The organism is Polaromonas sp. (genome assembly GCF_012927415.1).
Taxonomy (GTDB): domain Bacteria; phylum Pseudomonadota; class Gammaproteobacteria; order Burkholderiales; family Burkholderiaceae_C; genus Polaromonas.
Genome location: NZ_JABBPF010000101.1, coordinates 1 through 15,544, shown reverse-complemented (window position 1 = coordinate 15,544; position 15,544 = coordinate 1). Strand labels below are relative to the sequence as shown.

14 protein-coding genes are annotated in these 15,544 nt (G+C 58.6%); 8 read left to right on the top strand and 6 right to left on the bottom strand.

Annotated elements, in window-relative coordinates:
- Nucleotides 1-77 precede the first annotated feature (77 nt).
- Complete coding sequence (locus HHJ19_RS10320) at nucleotides 78-389, top strand: hypothetical protein (protein WP_296906822.1); 312 nt, start codon at nucleotides 78-80, stop codon at nucleotides 387-389.
- Nucleotides 390-541: 152 nt separating this feature from the next.
- On the opposite strand, the gene mpl is transcribed toward HHJ19_RS10320, so the two are convergent.
- The gene (gene mpl, locus HHJ19_RS10315) at nucleotides 542-1,969 is read right to left on the bottom strand and encodes a UDP-N-acetylmuramate:L-alanyl-gamma-D-glutamyl-meso-diaminopimelate ligase (RefSeq protein WP_296906821.1); all 1,428 of its coding nucleotides are present in this window, start codon (nucleotides 1,967-1,969) and stop codon (nucleotides 542-544) included.
- A 240-nt stretch (nucleotides 1,970-2,209) separates the two neighbouring features.
- Here mpl and HHJ19_RS10310 point away from each other — a divergent pair, with 240 nt between their 5' ends.
- The 7 genes from HHJ19_RS10310 to HHJ19_RS10280 all read left to right on the top strand — a co-directional run bounded on the left by HHJ19_RS10310 (nucleotide 2,210) and on the right by HHJ19_RS10280 (nucleotide 8,779).
- Nucleotides 2,210-2,809, top strand: a complete 600-nt coding sequence (locus HHJ19_RS10310) for a hypothetical protein (protein ID WP_296906827.1) — start codon at nucleotides 2,210-2,212, stop codon at nucleotides 2,807-2,809.
- A gap of 11 nt (nucleotides 2,810-2,820) precedes the next feature.
- Nucleotides 2,821-3,354, top strand: coding sequence for a TlpA disulfide reductase family protein (locus HHJ19_RS10305; protein ID WP_296906819.1), 534 nt, complete (start codon nucleotides 2,821-2,823; stop codon nucleotides 3,352-3,354).
- Between the two features lie 340 nt (nucleotides 3,355-3,694).
- Complete coding sequence (accB, locus tag HHJ19_RS10300) at nucleotides 3,695-4,141, top strand: acetyl-CoA carboxylase biotin carboxyl carrier protein (RefSeq protein WP_296906817.1); 447 nt, start codon at nucleotides 3,695-3,697, stop codon at nucleotides 4,139-4,141.
- A 31-nt stretch (nucleotides 4,142-4,172) separates the two neighbouring features.
- Nucleotides 4,173-5,522: an acetyl-CoA carboxylase biotin carboxylase subunit gene (gene accC, locus HHJ19_RS10295; protein ID WP_296906815.1), complete on the top strand. Its 1,350-nt coding sequence runs from the start codon at nucleotides 4,173-4,175 to the stop codon at nucleotides 5,520-5,522.
- Between the two features lie 111 nt (nucleotides 5,523-5,633).
- Nucleotides 5,634-6,626, top strand: coding sequence for a 50S ribosomal protein L11 methyltransferase (locus HHJ19_RS10290; RefSeq protein ID WP_296906824.1), 993 nt, complete (start codon nucleotides 5,634-5,636; stop codon nucleotides 6,624-6,626).
- 76 nt (nucleotides 6,627-6,702) lie between these two features.
- Nucleotides 6,703-7,860, top strand: a complete 1,158-nt coding sequence (locus tag HHJ19_RS10285; RefSeq protein ID WP_296906813.1) for a DUF3426 domain-containing protein — start codon at nucleotides 6,703-6,705, stop codon at nucleotides 7,858-7,860.
- Between the two features lie 16 nt (nucleotides 7,861-7,876).
- Nucleotides 7,877-8,779 (top strand): carbohydrate kinase family protein, encoded by a 903-nt coding sequence (locus HHJ19_RS10280; RefSeq protein ID WP_296906811.1) that lies wholly within the window; start codon nucleotides 7,877-7,879, stop codon nucleotides 8,777-8,779.
- A gap of 430 nt (nucleotides 8,780-9,209) precedes the next feature.
- On the opposite strand, the gene HHJ19_RS10275 is transcribed toward HHJ19_RS10280, so the two are convergent.
- The 5 genes from HHJ19_RS10275 to HHJ19_RS10255 all read right to left on the bottom strand — a co-directional run.
- The gene (locus HHJ19_RS10275) at nucleotides 9,210-9,734 is read right to left on the bottom strand and encodes a histone H1-like DNA-binding protein (protein WP_296906808.1); all 525 of its coding nucleotides are present in this window, start codon (nucleotides 9,732-9,734) and stop codon (nucleotides 9,210-9,212) included.
- A 199-nt stretch (nucleotides 9,735-9,933) separates the two neighbouring features.
- Nucleotides 9,934-11,133 (bottom strand): ribonucleotide-diphosphate reductase subunit beta, encoded by a 1,200-nt coding sequence (locus HHJ19_RS10270; RefSeq protein ID WP_296906806.1) that lies wholly within the window; start codon nucleotides 11,131-11,133, stop codon nucleotides 9,934-9,936.
- Nucleotides 11,134-11,299: 166 nt separating this feature from the next.
- The gene (locus HHJ19_RS10265; protein ID WP_296906803.1) at nucleotides 11,300-14,209 is read right to left on the bottom strand and encodes a ribonucleoside-diphosphate reductase subunit alpha; all 2,910 of its coding nucleotides are present in this window, start codon (nucleotides 14,207-14,209) and stop codon (nucleotides 11,300-11,302) included.
- A 442-nt stretch (nucleotides 14,210-14,651) separates the two neighbouring features.
- Entirely contained in the window at nucleotides 14,652-15,254 is a 603-nt protein-coding gene (ampD, locus tag HHJ19_RS10260) for a 1,6-anhydro-N-acetylmuramyl-L-alanine amidase AmpD (protein WP_296906800.1), read from the bottom strand.
- Nucleotides 15,241-15,544: helix-turn-helix domain-containing protein (locus tag HHJ19_RS10255; protein WP_296906797.1), on the bottom strand; the 304-nt coding region annotated here is incomplete at its 5' end. The genes HHJ19_RS10255 and ampD, both read right to left, overlap by 14 nt.

The following is a 15,544-nucleotide window of genomic DNA, read 5'->3' as shown; positions in this document are numbered from 1 at the left end:
TCTTTCTTGCGAAGCGTCCCTGCAGGCCGGGTCGCCGGAGATGGCGCAAAATTGATCATTTTTCCCGAGGAGCCTCCATGCGTAGCGAAGTCAGTGTGACCTTTCCAGGCCATCAACCCGTGCTAGTCGATCTCAATGAAGTTCAGCCGATGCCGCACGACGTGGCGCGCCGCTGGCTTGATGAGCAGTTCACCCAGATGGGTTGCGAGCCGCTGCGTCCTACCGGCAAGCTGCTGACAGCCGACAAGGTGGTAGTGGTTGCGCAAGCCGCCGGCCCGGCCCGGTTTGCCGATGCCGGCTGGGCGCTTGAATTTGCCCGCGCGACGGGCTCAGCTTTGGGAAAATCGATGGTGCATATTAATGTGGCGGACTTGAGTATCAGCTACTGAGTCTAAGTCTAAGTCTAAGTCTAAGACTGTTACAGGCTGTAGTCCAACAAGTACGGCCCACGCTTGCTATTAAAAAAATAGCAAACTGCATTTTGGGGGAAATGCCTGGCCGGCTCCGGACAGGGGTTGGTAGCCTGCCGGGCTGCTGGTTTTCACGCGCCCAGCGCATCCAGCAGCTTGGCGTGAATGCCGCCAAATCCGCCGTTGCTCATGCATAGCAAGTGGTCGCCCGGCCGGACGACGGCCTTGACTTGAGCCAGCAGTTCATCCAGTTGGTCCGCTACCTGCGCTCGTTTGCCCATGGGGGCCAGCGCAGCTCTGGCGTCCCAGTCCAGCCCGCCCGCGTGGCAAAAGACCAGGTCGGCCTGTTCCAGGCTTGAGGGCAGTTGCGCCGTCATGCTGCCCAGCTTCATGGTATTGCTGCGCGGCTCGAAGATGGCGAGGATGCGCTCGCCGCTTTTCCCTGCACCGTTGAGCTGGCGGCGCAGGCCGTCCACGGTGGTGTGAATGGCCGTCGGGTGGTGGGCAAAATCGTCGTAAACCGTGATGTCGCCCGCGCTGCGGTGGATCACGCCGCGTACTTCCATGCGGCGCTTGACGTTCTGAAAGCCGGCCAGTGCTTCGGCGGCCACCGCTGGCGCCACGCCGACATGCTCCGCGGCGGCAATGGCGGCCAGCGCGTTGAGCTGGTTGTGAACGCCACCGATGTCCCAGCGCAGCTGCGCGACGGTTTGACCGTCCTTGAGCACACTGAAATCGTGCGGCTCGCCCTGGACGGTGAAACCGCAGTGCTTAGCCGGGCTTCCGCCAAACAGCATTTGCTCGCTCCAGCAGCCTTGGGCCAGCACGCGCCGCAGACTGGCTTCACCGGCATTGACGATCACGCGGCCTTGCGATGGCACGGTGCGCACGAGGTGGTCAAACTGTCGTTCTATGGCCGCCAGGTCATCGAAAATATCCGCGTGGTCGAACTCCAGGTTGTTCAAAATCGCCGTGCGCGGGCGGTAGTGCACGAACTTGCTGCGCTTGTCGAAAAATGCGGTGTCGTATTCGTCGGCTTCAATCACGAAGGTGTTGCCCTGACCCTGGCGGGCGGACACGCCGAAGTTCAGCGGCACGCCGCCAATGAGAAAACCGGGCTGCAAGCCGGCTTGTTCCAGAATCCAGGCCAGCATGGCGGTGGTGGTGGTTTTCCCATGCGTGCCGGCCACGGCCAGTACATGGCGCGGGCCTGTTGCGTGGTGAGTCGGGTGGTGCAGCACATGACCTGACAACCATTGCGGGCCGCTGGTGTAGGGCTGGCCGCTGTTGAGGATGGCTTCCATCAAGGGATATCTGGGGCTGCCGTCGAGCAGCCGCGCCCGCGACACCACATTGCCAATCACGAAGACATCGGGTGACAAGGCCATCTGGTCACTTCCATAGCCCTCAATCAGTTCGATACCCAGGGCGCGCAACTGATCACTCATGGGTGGATAAACGCCAGTATCGCAACCCGTCACCTTGTGCCCCGCCTCGCGCGCCAACGCGGCCAGTCCGCCCATGAAAGTGCCGCAGATTCCCAGAATATGTATGTGCATGCGCTTTATTTTAGGGAGGGTGCGTCTCAGGAACCGGTTTTTGAAGAAAAATCGGCTGTAGTCCAACAAGTACGGATGTAGTTTGCTATTTATTAAATAGCAAACGTACCACGGTTGAACTTTCACTGCTAGTGCGACCCCAAGCTGGGCACAATCGTGCATCCTTTCGCGGTTTGTTGCCTATCCTTGACCCTTCGCCAATCTTCGTTCCCCGCTTTGCCAGGCCTGCCGACTTTGAACTTGCATACCCTCAAATCTGAAATTGCCGCGACAGCGGCCGCGCTGGTGGTCGAAGAAGGGCTTGAATACGGTCCGGCCAAACGGCGAGCGGTCAAGCAAATGGCGCTGCCCGCGCGCACTGCGTTGCCAGACAACGACGAGCTGGAAGACGCTGTGCGCGAGTACATTTCGTTATTTTGTGCCGACACGCAGCCAACCGAACTGTCCGCGTTGCGCGCGCTTGCACTGGTCTGGATGCAGCGGCTACAGCAGTTTCGACCTTATCTGGGCGGATCGGTATGGCATGGCACGGCAACCCGTCTGTCGGATATTTACATTCAGCTGTTTTGCGACGATCCGAAATCCGCAGAAATTGCCCTGATTGAACACAATGTGAATTACGAGCCGCGCACCGTCACCGGATTCAATGGCGGCAGCGTGGAGGCGCTCAGCCTGAGCAGCCTGTGCAAACCGTTGAACGAAACGGTGGGTGTGCACTTGATGGTCTACGACCACGACGACCTGCGCGGTGCGCTGCGCCCGGACGCCAAAGGCCGCACACCTCGCGGTGACCTGGCTGCCGTGCAAAAATTACTGTTAACCCCTATTGAATCGCCTTAGGAGCCAGAAAAGTGAATCGCAGAAAAATGCTGTATGGCGGCGCGGCCGCGCTGGCCGGAGCGGCCGGTGCCGGTGTAGCCTGGTGGAAATTCCAGCCGCATGAGCTGCCTGTCGTGGAGTCCGTTAAAGCAGCCGATGTGTTCTGGAATCTGAGTTTCGAAACGCCTGACGGAAAAAACCTGCCCATGAGCAGCTTTCGGGGCAAGGTGGTGCTGGTCAATTTCTGGGCCACCTGGTGTCCGCCTTGCGTGGAAGAACTTCCCTTGCTGGATTTCTTCTACCAGGAAAACAAGGACAAGAACATTCAGGTCGTCGGCCTGGCCGTTGACCAACCCAGCGCCGTGCGCGCCTGGCTGCAGACCCGGCCACTGAATTTTCCGGTTGGCATGGCGGGACTGAATGGCACCGAGTTGAGCAAATCGCTCGGCAACCAGGTAGGCGGCTTGCCTTTTACAGTGCTGTTTGGCTCGTCGGGCCAAGTGCTTCAGCGCAAGATCGGCAAGATTTCACCCGAAGACCTTGTGAACTGGACCAAGCTTTCCTGAGTGCACGACGTGACTCGCGCGCGGGCTGCAAGCTGCGCGCTGGCGGCCGATCGCCGGATTCGCCGCTCCGGCAGAGTGCTTGCGCCGCTCGGGTCCGCGTGCGCTCCAAAAGTCCTGATGCATGAAATTTGCCGTTTCGGCATGAGGTACACTTTGCGTTTTCCGGGCTTGGCTCATGAGCGGCCCCGCACAATAATTGGCCGATAGGCACTTTAAGGCGTAAAAGCAGAGAGTAAGCGAAACAAGAGCGAAGATGGCTGCTTGCCTCGCTTTCTTTGCTTCGCCATAACTGCGTGTTGAAGCATCGCGTCAGCGCAGCCCACTTCTTCGGAAAGAATCTATGGATTTAAGAAAACTCAAAACCCTGATCGACCTTGTTTCCGAGTCGAATGTTTCAGAGCTGGAGATCACCGAGGCCGAAGGCAAAGTCCGTATTGTCAAGTCCAGCGGTGTTCCCATGATGATGCAGCAGCCTGCCATGGCCATGATGCAGGTACCTGCGGCAGCGGTTGCGACCTCAGCCGCTGGGGAAGCGGTTGCAGCGCTTCCGGTCGGACATGCAGTCAAGTCTCCCATGGTGGGCACGTTTTATCGCGCCTCCAGTCCGGACTCCAGTCCCTTTGTCGAAATCGGCAACGTGGTCAAGGAGGGCGAAACCATCTGCATCATCGAGGCCATGAAAATCCTCAACGAGATTGAAGCCGACAAGTCGGGCACCGTCACGCGGATTCTTTCGGAAAATGGCCAGGCCGTGGAATACGGACAGCCGCTCTTCATCATCGAGTGAGGGCTTCTGTTCATGAGCTGCGGGACCCACCATGTTTAAAAAGATATTGATCGCCAATCGGGGTGAGATTGCCCTGAGGATCCAGCGCGCCTGCCGGGAACTCGGTGTCAAGGCAGTGATGGTGTATTCCGAGGCGGACCGCGAGGCCAAATACATCAAGCTCGCTGATGAAGCGGTGTGCATCGGACCCCCTTCGTCGGCCCTGAGCTACCTCAACATGCCGGCCATTATTTCGGCCGCTGAGGTGACGGACGCCGAGGCGATTCATCCCGGCTACGGTTTCTTGAGCGAGAACGCCGATTTTGCCGAGCGGGTCGAAAAAAGCGGTTTCAAGTTCATTGGCCCTTCGCCAGAGTCGATTCGCCTGCTGGGCGACAAGGTCTCGGCCAAGCAGACCATGCTAAAGGCAGGGGTGCCCTGCGTGCCCGGTTCCGAGGGCGCGCTGCCCGCCGACCCGGCCTTCATCAAGCGCGTTGCCAAACAGATTGGCTACCCCGTCATCATCAAGGCGGCGGGCGGCGGCGGCGGTCGCGGCATGCGCGTGGTACACACGGAAGCGGCGCTGCTCAACGCGGTGCAGACCACCAAGGCCGAAGCTGGCGCGGCTTTTGGCAACCCGGAGGTTTACATGGAGAAATTTCTGCAAAATCCGCGGCACATTGAAATCCAGATTTTGGCTGACCAGTACAAAAACGCGGTCTGGCTGGGTGAGCGCGATTGCTCCATGCAACGGCGCCACCAGAAAGTTATCGAGGAAGGCCCTGCACCCGGCATTCCGCGCAAACTGATCGAGAGAATTGGCGAACGCTGCGTGACCGCCGTCAAGAAGCTCGGTTATCGCGGCGCGGGAACCTTCGAGTTTCTCTACGAAAATGGCGAGTTTTATTTTATCGAGATGAATACCCGCGTCCAGGTCGAGCATCCGGTGACGGAATGGATCACGGGCGTTGACATTGTGAGAACCCAGATCATGGTTGCGGCTGGCGAGCGCCTGCCGTTTGTCCAGCGCGATATCCATATCAAAGGCCACGCGATCGAGTGCCGAATCAACGCGGAAGACCCCTACAAATTCACACCCTCGCCCGGACGCATCACCAACTGGCACACGCCAGGCGGGCCGGGAGTGCGGGTGGATTCACATATTTATTCGAACTACTTCGTGCCGCCCCACTACGACTCGATGATTGGCAAGATCATTGTTCACGGCGACACCCGCGAGCAAGCGCTGGCGCGCATGAGCACGGCGCTGTCGGAAACCGTTGTCGAGGGCATCAACACCAATATTGCGCTGCACCGTGAACTGATGGTGGACGCCAAATTCATGGATGGCGGAACAAATATTCACTACCTTGAAGAGTGGCTGTCAAAGCGTGAACGCTGAGCACGGCCCCTTGGCCCTGCACCGCGTCGGGCCGCCCCAAGCAAGCACAGCCATCTTGGGGGGCAGAGAGCTACACGCAGTGAGCGAATGTGGGAGCACAACGTCATGAAAATGTTTGAGCTGATTTTGCTGGCGCCCGTTCACGAGGTCGAGACGCTCAGCGATGCGCTGGACGCATTGGACGCGCTGAGCGTGTCGGTGGAAGATGCCGACGCGCACACGCCCGCTGAGCAGGCACTGTTTGGCGAGCCGGGCATGCCGCCGCCGAAGGCGGGCTGGGAGCGCTCCCGTATCGTGTCGCTGTTTGCCAGCGAAGCGCTGGCGCGCGATGCCGCATCGGTGCTAGTGGCGCAGGATTTTTTTTCGGGTTGCCAGCTCGTCGCTATTCAGGCGGTGCCCGAGCAGGACTGGGTCAGGCTGACGCAATCCCAGTTCACGCCGGTCGAAATCACGCCTGAATTCTGGATCGTGCCGACGTGGCACGAGCCGCCGGCGCAGGCCAGGCAAGTAATTCGCCTTGACCCGGGGCTGGCGTTTGGTACCGGCACCCATCCAACGACACGCATGTGCTTGCGCTGGATTGCAGCGAATGGCGCCCCCGCGCTTTCCACCGTGCGTTATGCGCTGCCCACTGAGGAGAGTGGCTTTCCCGGGGACGGCCCGGCGGAAAACGATGCTTCTGCGCGCGATCGCTCAGGCGCCGGAAAATCTTTGGGTCGCGTTCTTGACTACGGCTGCGGCTCGGGCATTCTCGCCATCGGCGCAGCCAAGTTCGGCGCGACAGGCATCGATGCCGTCGATATCGACGAGGCGGCGGTCGAGTCCACGCGCGCCAATGCCGAGGCCAACCACGTTAGCTTGCAAACGGGTTTGCCCGACAAGGCGGTGGGTAGTTACCAGACGGTGCTGGCCAACATTCTGGCGACGCCCTTGCGTGTGCTGGCGCCCTTGCTTTGCTCGCATGTGGAAAAGGGCGGCCACCTGGTGCTGGCGGGCATTCTGGAGCGCCAGGCCGATGAGCTTAAAGCGGCCTATTTGCCCTATTGTCAGCTTGAAGTGCACGATGCGGATGACGGCTGGATTTTGATGACCGCGCGGTTTTGAGCGCGCCCTCAGCCCGCTTTTCTGCGGGTTTTCCGGCCCTGCCAACACGGCAACGAGCCCTACAATACAGCGCTAAATGAGCCTGATTACGCGCTGTCCAGCCTGTGGCACGATGTTCAAAGTCGTGGCCGACCAACTCAAGATCGCGCAAGGCTGGGTCAGGTGCGGTCAGTGTGCGGAGGTATTTGACGCCTCGGCGCAGCTGCTGCCGGCTGAAGTCGGTGGAGCGGTCACGTCGTCGCTGGTGGAGCAAGAACCTCCCATGCCTGAACTCGCAGGGGATATTGACCGTGCCGAGCTTGCCGGGAACTCTGAAGAGGCCGAAGAGGCACAGACACTGTCGGACATCCTGCCGGAGCCAAACCACCAAGAAGTACCGTCCTTGCCCGATAATGCGCCCTTGCCGTCCGGCAGACTGGCGCTGGAGGATGCGACGCAGGGCGGTGCCGATGTGGATTTCGATCCGGTAGGCTGGAGGCAGGCCTTGCTAAAGCGGCAGCAGCAAGAACTTGTGCTTCCCCTGATCGGCGTGTCCGCTCCCGCTGTTCAACTGGCATCGCCAGAGCAATTCCCAAAGGAAAAAAGCGCTGATGAAACCGACTCTCAGGCGCCGGATCCGGCAAGCATTCCTGTGCAGGACGCCGAGCAGGGCGGCATCGAGGCAGTGCAGGAAGTTTCGTTCGTGCGGGATGCGCGGCGCAGGGCATTCTGGAAAAAGCCGCTGGTGCGTGGCGTGTTGATAGGGCTTTTCCTTTCGTTGTTTGTGATGCTGGCCTTGCAATGGACAGTGCTGCAAAAAGACCGGCTGGCCGCGCTCGAGCCGCGGCTGATGCCAGTGCTGCAGGCGCTTTGCCGTCCCCTTCACTGCGAAATCCAGCCACCGCGCCAAATCGAGTCACTGATTATCGACAGCTCGACTTTCAACAAGATGACTACCGATACCTACCGTCTCGGTTTCATGCTCAAGAACACCGGTGGCACTATCTTGGAAGTGCCTTCCCTGGAGTTGACCCTCACTGACACGCAAGACCAGGCCGTGGTGCGCAGAGTACTTGCACCCGCTCAGTATGGCGCGAATGCCACCACAGTGGCTGCCCATTCCGAACTGGCTGGCGCGGTAACCCTCAAGGTATCCAGCGACGCAGAGCGGGTAGGCGCGCCTTTGTTGTCATCCTCCGCACCGCGCGCATCCTTGCGGGTGGCCGGTTACCGTATCCTGGCTTTTTACCCTTGACCGAATCGAGAACCGAATGTCTGCTGTAATTTGTGGCTCCCTTGCTTTCGACACCATCATGACATTTGAGGGGCGCTTTTCCGAGCAGATACTGCCCGACCAGTTACATATCCTCAACGTATCCTTTCTGGTCCCGGCGCTGCGCCGCGAATTCGGCGGCTGTGCGGGCAATATTGCGTACAGCCTGCGGCAGCTTGGCGGTACCCCGCTTCCCATGGCAACGGTGGGGAGTGACGGCGTTGAGTACGTGACGCGGATGAAAACTCAGGGCATCAATACCGAGTTTGTACGCGAGGTCAATGACACCTATACCGCACAGGCCATGATCATGACCGATCGTGACAACAACCAGATCACGGCTTTTCATCCGGGCGCGATGATGCAGGCCCACATTACCCGAATTGAGGCGCGCAGTGACATCAGGCTGGGCATGATTTCGCCCGACGGGCGCGATGCCATGCAGCAGCATGCCGAGCAGTTCAAGGCGGCCGGAATTCCCTTTGTATTTGACCCTGGCCAGGGTTTGCCGATGTTTGACGGCAAGGAACTCGCTCATTTTGTTGAACTGGCCAGTTGGGTGACAGTCAACGACTACGAAGCCAGAATGCTCTGCGACCGTATCGGCCTGTCTTGCGCTGAAATGTCAAAACAGGTGCAAGGCCTGGTAGTGACGCTGGGTGAACAAGGATGTGAAGTGTGGATCGATGGCGATAAAACCGTTGTTCCTCCCGTGCAGGCAGAGGCCGTGGTGGACCCGACAGGCTGTGGTGATGCCTTCCGTGGCGCCCTGCTTTTCGGCCTGGAACAGGGTTGGTCTTTGGCCCGTTGCGCGGCCTTGGGCAACCGTGTGGGTGCGCACAAGATTGCCAGCCGCGGGGGTCAGAATTACGCCCTGAATCTTGCCAAAATCGATGTCTAGTCCAGTAACTACGGCTAGTGTGCGCTATTTAACTTATAGCAAATCCCTTTTAAACAAAGAATGACTGCGATCAGTTCATCCGAGCTGGCGCGGCTGTTTAGCCCTTGAGACCGCTCCCGCTACCTGCACCAAGGCACGTGGAAGGGCCTCAAAGCTGCCAACCAGGTGTTTGATCAAGGTCTGGGTCGTCCTTCCTGTGCAGGCCGACAAGCCGGACTTTGCTGGCATCCGGCACCACAAGCACCTGGACCCATAAATCACCGCTTTTTTCAACCCGTGTATGAACCGGAGACAGGGGAAACACCTTTGGGCCTCAAGGCGCTGCCATGGGTGGTGTCATGGGGTCGTTGGTGATGCTCAAAAGCATCTGAAAAATTAAAAAAGCCCGACACCTTGCGGTAGCGGGCTTCCGGCCAGATCCCCTGGTTGCTTAAGGTTTGCTGGCCGTTGGAAACGGCCAGGCGGCTTGCGGATTGATGGTCGTCTGGGCCGTTGGAGAAGTCGTTACGGACGGAGCTGGAGCAGCGGGCCTTTTCGCGGCTTTCTTCGCGACAGGTTTTTTCGCGGCCTTTTTGGCAGCGGGCTTTTTCGCAGCAGGTTTCGCCGCAGCCTTTTTTGCTACCTTCTTTGCAGCGGGCTTCTTGGCGACGACCGTTTTGGCGGCTGTCTTTTTTGCTGCCGGCTTTTGAACCGTCATTTTTTTAGCAGCGGCTTTTTTCGCGACGACCTTTGTGGCCGGGGCCTTCTTTGCCGCTACTTTTTTTGCTGCTGGCTTCTTAACCGCTACTTTTTGAGCGACAGCTTTTTTGGCTGGAGCCTTTTTAGCAACGACTTTTTTGGCCGGAGCTTTTTTAGCAGGCGCTTTTTTCGCTACTACCTTCTTCGCCACCACTTTTTTAGCCGGTGTTTTCATCGGAGCGGCTTTTTTTGCCGCAGTTTTTTTCGCAGTTGCCATAATTTTCTCCTCGATCACGTTGCAAAAAGCACTTCGCGCCTCGAGTGCGGGAAGCGATTCGCTTCGTTGGGCGCTCGGATGACCGGGCCCAGCGCTGCGAATACTGGAGCAAAGCCCAACGCGCACTCTGCGGTGCGCTGATTGGTCATTGCAATTTCGGAATTCATTTTTTACGGCTGGCGTGTTTTTTCGGGGGCACTCAATCCCAGGAAAGGGCACCACCAGACTGGTACTCGATCACGCGGGTTTCAAAGAAATTGCGTTCCTTTTTCAGGTCAATCATCTCGCTCATCCATGGGAATGGGTTCTCCTCGTTGGGGAAGAGGGTTTCAAGTCCAATCTGCGTGGCGCGACGATTCGCGATGTAGCGGAGGTAGCCCTTGAACATGGAGGCGTTCAGTCCCAGCACGCCACGCGGCATGGTGTCTTCGGCGTAGCGGTATTCGAGTTCAACCGCCTTCATAAACAGGGCCTTGATCTCGGCCTTGAATTCTGCCGTCCAGAGGTGGGGATTTTCGAGCTTGAGCTGGTTGATCAGGTCAATGCCGAAGTTGCAATGCATGGACTCGTCGCGCAGGATGTACTGGTATTGCTCGGCCGCGCCGGTCATCTTGTTTTGCCGACCCAGCGCCAGAATCTGCGTGAACCCGACATAGAAGAACAGTCCTTCCATCAGGCAGGCAAACACGATCAGCGATTTGAGCAAGGTCTGATCTGCCTCGGTGGTGCCGGTCTTGAAGCTGGGGTCCGAGATAGCTTCAATGAACGGGATCAGGAACTGGTCCTTGTCCTTGATGGACTGCACTTCGTTGTAGGCGTTGAAAATTTCGCCTTCGTCCAGGCCCAGGGACTCGGTAATGTACTGGTAAGCGTGAGTGTGGATCGCTTCTTCGAAAGCCTGACGCAGCAGGAACTGGCGGCATTCGGGCGCGGTGATGTGGCGGTAGGTGCCCAGCACGATATTGTTGGCGGCCAGCGAATCGGCGGTGGTGAAGAAGCCCAGATTGCGCATCACCAGGCGGCGCTCGTCGTCGGTCAAGCCGTTCGGGTCTTTCCACAGCGCGATGTCGCGTGTCATGTTGACTTCTTGCGGCATCCAGTGGTTGGCGCAGGATGCGAGGTATTTTTCCCAAGCCCATTTGTACTTGAATGGCACCAGTTGGTTGACGTCGGTCTGGCCGTTGATGATGCGTTTGTCCGATGCCTTGACGCGTTTGGCCTTGGCCGGTGGTTCGGCGGATGATCCGGCGGACGTTGCGCCGTCGTTCGACCTCAGCACCTGAGGCGGGGTCGATGATGCAAAAATAGAAGGCGGGAGGTCCATCGAGCGACTGTCGGGCAGTTCGCTGTTGAGAGATTTCTGCAACGATGGTGTGACTTCTTCGTCCCAGGTCAACATAGAGGTTTCCAATACTTTGTGATTATGAAAGCAGTGATGAAAAATGAAAAGTGTTCATTGACATCGCCGTGAATTTTGTTGCTCAATTACATCGAGTCCGCGTTGCTTTGCGCATCGGGTTTGCAACGAATCGCGCGCGAAAATTCCATCGCACGATTCAATGTTTTTATTGGCAAGACTCGCATCCCGGATCGTCAATCGCGCAGAACTTGATATCTGTCGCGGGCGATGCGCTCATCTGTGCCCGAGCTGCAGCAGCCACCCCATCAAGCGCACCCATGCCGCCGCCAGCTGATGCCTCAGGACCGGATGAAACTGAGTTCATCTTGCCGGCTTTGACGGTGGATTTTTCGGCATGCGTGGCACCCATGGTGCGCAGGTAATAGGTCGTCTTCAGGCCGCGAATCCAGGCCAGTTTGTAGGTGTCGTCAAGCTTCTTGCCCGAGGCGCCCGCCATGTAGATATTGAGTGACTGTGCCTGGTCGATCCATTTCTGGCGCCGCGCCGCAGCTTCCACGAGCCAGGACGTTTCCACTTCAAACGCGGTGGCGTAAAGCGCCTTGATCTCTTGCGGCACGCGGTCGATCGGACGAAGCGAGCCATCAAAGTGCTTGAGATCCACCACCATCACCTCGTCCCACAAGCCCAGCCGCTTCAGGTCCTGGACCAGGTAATGGTTGATCACCGTGAACTCGCCGGAAAGGTTGGACTTGACCGACAAGTTGCCAAAGCAGGGCTCGATGCAGGCGTCCACACCAATGATGTTGGAAATGGTCGCCGTCGGTGCAATGGCCACGCAATTAGAGTTGCGCATGCCGTCTGCGGCAATTTTGCCGCGCAGTGCGTCCCAGTCAAGTGTGGAAGATCGGTCAACCTCAACGTAACCGCCGCGCTCCCTGGCCAGCATGTCGAGCGTGTCCAGCGGCAATATGCCTTGGTCCCAGAGCGATCCCTGGTAGCTGGCGTACTGGCCGCGTTCCCTGGCCAGCTCGGTCGATGCCCAGTAGGCGTAGTAGCAGATTGCTTCCATGGACGTGTCGGCAAATTCGACAGCAGCCTGCGAGGCGTAGGGCACGCGCAACTCATACAGGCAGTCCTGAAAGCCCATCAGGCCCAGGCCAACCGGGCGGTGGCGCATATTGGACTCGCGCGCCTTCTGCACCGCGTAGTAGTTGATGTCGATCACGTTGTCCAGCATGCGCATGGCCGTGGTGATGGTCTTCTTCAGCTTGTCGTGGTCCAGCGCGCCGTCCTTCAGGTGCTGAACCAGATTGATTGAGCCGAGGTTGCAGACGGCGGTCTCAGTCGCGCTGGTGTTGAGCGTGATCTCGGTGCAGAGGTTGGACGAATGCACGACGCCGGCATGCTGCTGCGGCGAGCGTATGTTGCAGGCATCCTTGAAGGTAATCCAGGGATGGCCGGTTTCAAACAGCATCGACAGCATCTTGCGCCACAGGTCGGTGGCCTGCAGGGTGCGGGACGGCTTGAGTTCGCCACGCGCGGCCTGCGCTTCATAGGCGGTGTAGGCCTTTTCGAAGTCCTTGCCATATTTGTCGTGCAGGTCGGGGGTATCGGACGGCGAGAACAGCGTCCAGTTGCCTTTTTCCATCACGCGGCGCATAAAAAGATCGGGGATCCAGTTCGACGTGTTCATGTCGTGCGTGCGTCGGCGGTCATCGCCGGTGTTCTTGCGCAGTTCCAGGAATTCCTCAATGTCGAGGTGCCAAGTTTCCAGGTAGGCACAGACCGCGCCCTTGCGTTTGCCGCCCTGGTTGACTGCCACAGCGGTGTCGTTGACGACTTTCAGGAAGGGCACGACGCCCTGCGATTCGCCGTTGGTGCCCTTGATGTGGGCGCCCATCGCGCGCACTGGCGTCCAGTCATTGCCTAAGCCACCGGCAAACTTGGACAGCAGCGCGTTTTCCTTGATGGCATCGTAGATGCCGCCAAGGTCGTCGGCCACCGTCGTGAGGTAGCAGGAAGACAGTTGCGACCGCAGGGTGCCGGCATTGAACAGCGTGGGCGTGCTTGACATGAAGTCGAATGACGAGAGGATCTCGTAGAACTCGATGGCGCGCCCTTCACGGTCTTTTTCGTTGAGTGAAAGCCCCATTGCCACACGCATGAAAAATGCCTGCGGCAGCTCAATGCGCTGCTTGCGTACGTGCAGGAAATAGCGGTCAAACAGGGTTTGCAGGCCGAGGTAGTCAAACTTCAGGTCGCGCTCGGGCTTGAGCGCCGCGCCCAGGCGGGCCAAGTCGAACTGCTGGAGTTTTTCGTCGAGCAACTCGTTTTTCACACCCTTGGCAATGAACTCCGGGAAGTAGCTGGCATAGCGAACCGTCATGGCTTCCTGGCTGATTTCTTCTCCGAGAACTTCCTTGCGGATGGTGTGCATCAGCAGGCGAGCCGTGGCAAAGGTGTAACCCGGATCATTTTCTATCAGCGTGCGTGCCGCCAGGATGGCGGCCTTGTAAACCTCTTCGATGGGAACGCCGTCATACAGATTGCGCATGGTTTCCGAAACAATCGGGTCTGCCTTGACCTCGGAGCTCAGATTGGCGCATGAGGCTTCGATCAGTGCCTGCAGGTTGCGAATATCGAGCGCAACCCTTTTCCCGCCATCCATCACATGCAGCAGGGGGGCAACCGGCGCCTGGGCTTGTGACTGGCTTGTGCGCTCCTGGTTGCGCTTTTCACGGTACAGCACGTAAGCACGGGCAATTTCATGGTGACCGCCGCGCATCAGGCCCAGTTCAGCCTGGTCCTGCACATCCTCAATATGGAAAGTGCCGCCGCTGGGGCGGGAGCGCATCAGGGCGCGAATGACGGCTTGCGTCAATTCATTCACTGTTTCGCGCACGCTGGCCGAAGCCGCACCCTGGGTGCCATGAACCGCCAGGAAGGCTTTCATCATGGCCACGGCGATCTTGTTGGGCTCAAAAGGAACTACCGCACCATTGCGGCGAATGATCTGGTAGTGGGAAAGCAGGCTGGAGGGCAGGGCGCCTTCGAGTGCTGAATGACTCACTGGAACGCCGTACGGAATGGGCACGGCAAGTTGTACTGTTTGCATGATTTCCTCTTATGCTTTTGTTGGGGTCTGCTGCGTGGCTCGGGACAGTTTTGAATCGCTGAAGGGCAATTCTGGCGTGAACTGATTGCTTCATCATCCGGCCCAAATTACGTCAAACCGAATTAGGACTTAGACACTATAGCTAGTGTCTCGGAGTATTACAAGCCACTACCGGTAGTGTATAGCCCTCTGAATCCACGGCGACGTTTCAGGGCTTTTTCAGCCCTGTTCCGGAGCTGCAATCAAGCCGCCTCGACTGGCGCAACGAACCGCCGTCAAAGCCTGATCCGGCAAGGCTTCGCCAGCACAGGCAAAGGGCCGGCGCGACTTGCCGCCGGTTTTTCGCCGCAAACGCTGATGGGGCTTGAGGCGTCCCAAGCAGCCTGAAATTCAGAGCCGGGCGTGATTAGTCACGACGCCATGGCCAAGGCTTTAAATTGTTTCAGGAGGCTACGGGAAAATACTTATCGGGCAAAGCCAGCGAAGCCTGCAATAACGGCCACTCGAAACCTGGCCCGGGATCTTTTTTGCGCCCTGCGGCAATGTGCTCATGCCCGGCAATATGAGCGATGGGGTAGGCCTGAAGAAGCGCGGCACATAGCGCCGCAAGCGTCTCGTACTGGCGAGCTTCAAAGCGGCCGCCTTCCAGTCCCTCCAGCTCAATGCCAATGGAATCGTCATTGCAGTCGCTGCGCCCCCGGTAGCGCGAATCGCCCGCATGCCAGGCGCGGTTATGGCAAGCCACAAACTGCCACAGCGCACCCGACCGGCTGATGAAAAAGTGACATGAAACCTGCAGGCCCCGGATGCGCTGGAAGTAGGGATGCGCGTCCCAGTCGAGCTGGTTGGTGAAAAGGCGCTGCACCTCGCCATTCTCAAACTCGCCGGGTGGCAGGCTGATGGAGTGAATGACGATGAGGTCAATTTGAGCACCGGCGGGTCGCGCGCCGATGTTGGGTGAAGCCAGTGCGCGAGCATGCCGGTACCAGCCCTGGTGCCACAAGGCCGGGCTGGTCGCAATCGGTGACTGTTTAGACGAGGTCATCGGTCCCATCCGCTGAATCATCGTGGCCTGGCGTCGAGATGCCCAGTCGCGCGATGCGGTAGCGAATCTGGCGCAGGGTGAGCCCCAGCCTGGCCGCGGCGGCGGTCCGGTTAAAGCCGGTTTCCTGCAGCACCTTGGTCAGTATGTTTCTCTCCTGCTGATCGAGGAAGTTTTGCAGATTCTCGGGAACCGCGACATGGTCTTCGGGTGGCGCATCAAAGTGCAGGTCGCTGTCTTCACCGAGCGCTACCGCCCGGTGCAGAATATTTTCCAGCTCCCTGACATTGCCA

Coding starts and splice junctions, on each gene's coding strand:
- HHJ19_RS10320 (WP_296906822.1), top strand. CDS start 78: ATGCGTAGCGAAGTCAGTGTGACCTTTCCAGGCCATCAACCCGTGCTA.
- mpl (WP_296906821.1), bottom strand. CDS start 1,969: ATGCACATACATATTCTGGGAATCTGCGGCACTTTCATGGGCGGACTG.
- accB (WP_296906817.1), top strand. CDS start 3,695: ATGGATTTAAGAAAACTCAAAACCCTGATCGACCTTGTTTCCGAGTCG.
- accC (WP_296906815.1), top strand. CDS start 4,173: ATGTTTAAAAAGATATTGATCGCCAATCGGGGTGAGATTGCCCTGAGG.
- HHJ19_RS10290 (WP_296906824.1), top strand. CDS start 5,634: ATGTTTGAGCTGATTTTGCTGGCGCCCGTTCACGAGGTCGAGACGCTC.
- HHJ19_RS10285 (WP_296906813.1), top strand. CDS start 6,703: ATGAGCCTGATTACGCGCTGTCCAGCCTGTGGCACGATGTTCAAAGTC.
- HHJ19_RS10280 (WP_296906811.1), top strand. CDS start 7,877: ATGTCTGCTGTAATTTGTGGCTCCCTTGCTTTCGACACCATCATGACA.
- HHJ19_RS10275 (WP_296906808.1), bottom strand. CDS start 9,734: ATGGCAACTGCGAAAAAAACTGCGGCAAAAAAAGCCGCTCCGATGAAA.
- HHJ19_RS10270 (WP_296906806.1), bottom strand. CDS start 11,133: ATGTTGACCTGGGACGAAGAAGTCACACCATCGTTGCAGAAATCTCTC.
- HHJ19_RS10265 (WP_296906803.1), bottom strand. CDS start 14,209: ATGCAAACAGTACAACTTGCCGTGCCCATTCCGTACGGCGTTCCAGTG.
- ampD (WP_296906800.1), bottom strand. CDS start 15,254: ATGACCTCGTCTAAACAGTCACCGATTGCGACCAGCCCGGCCTTGTGG.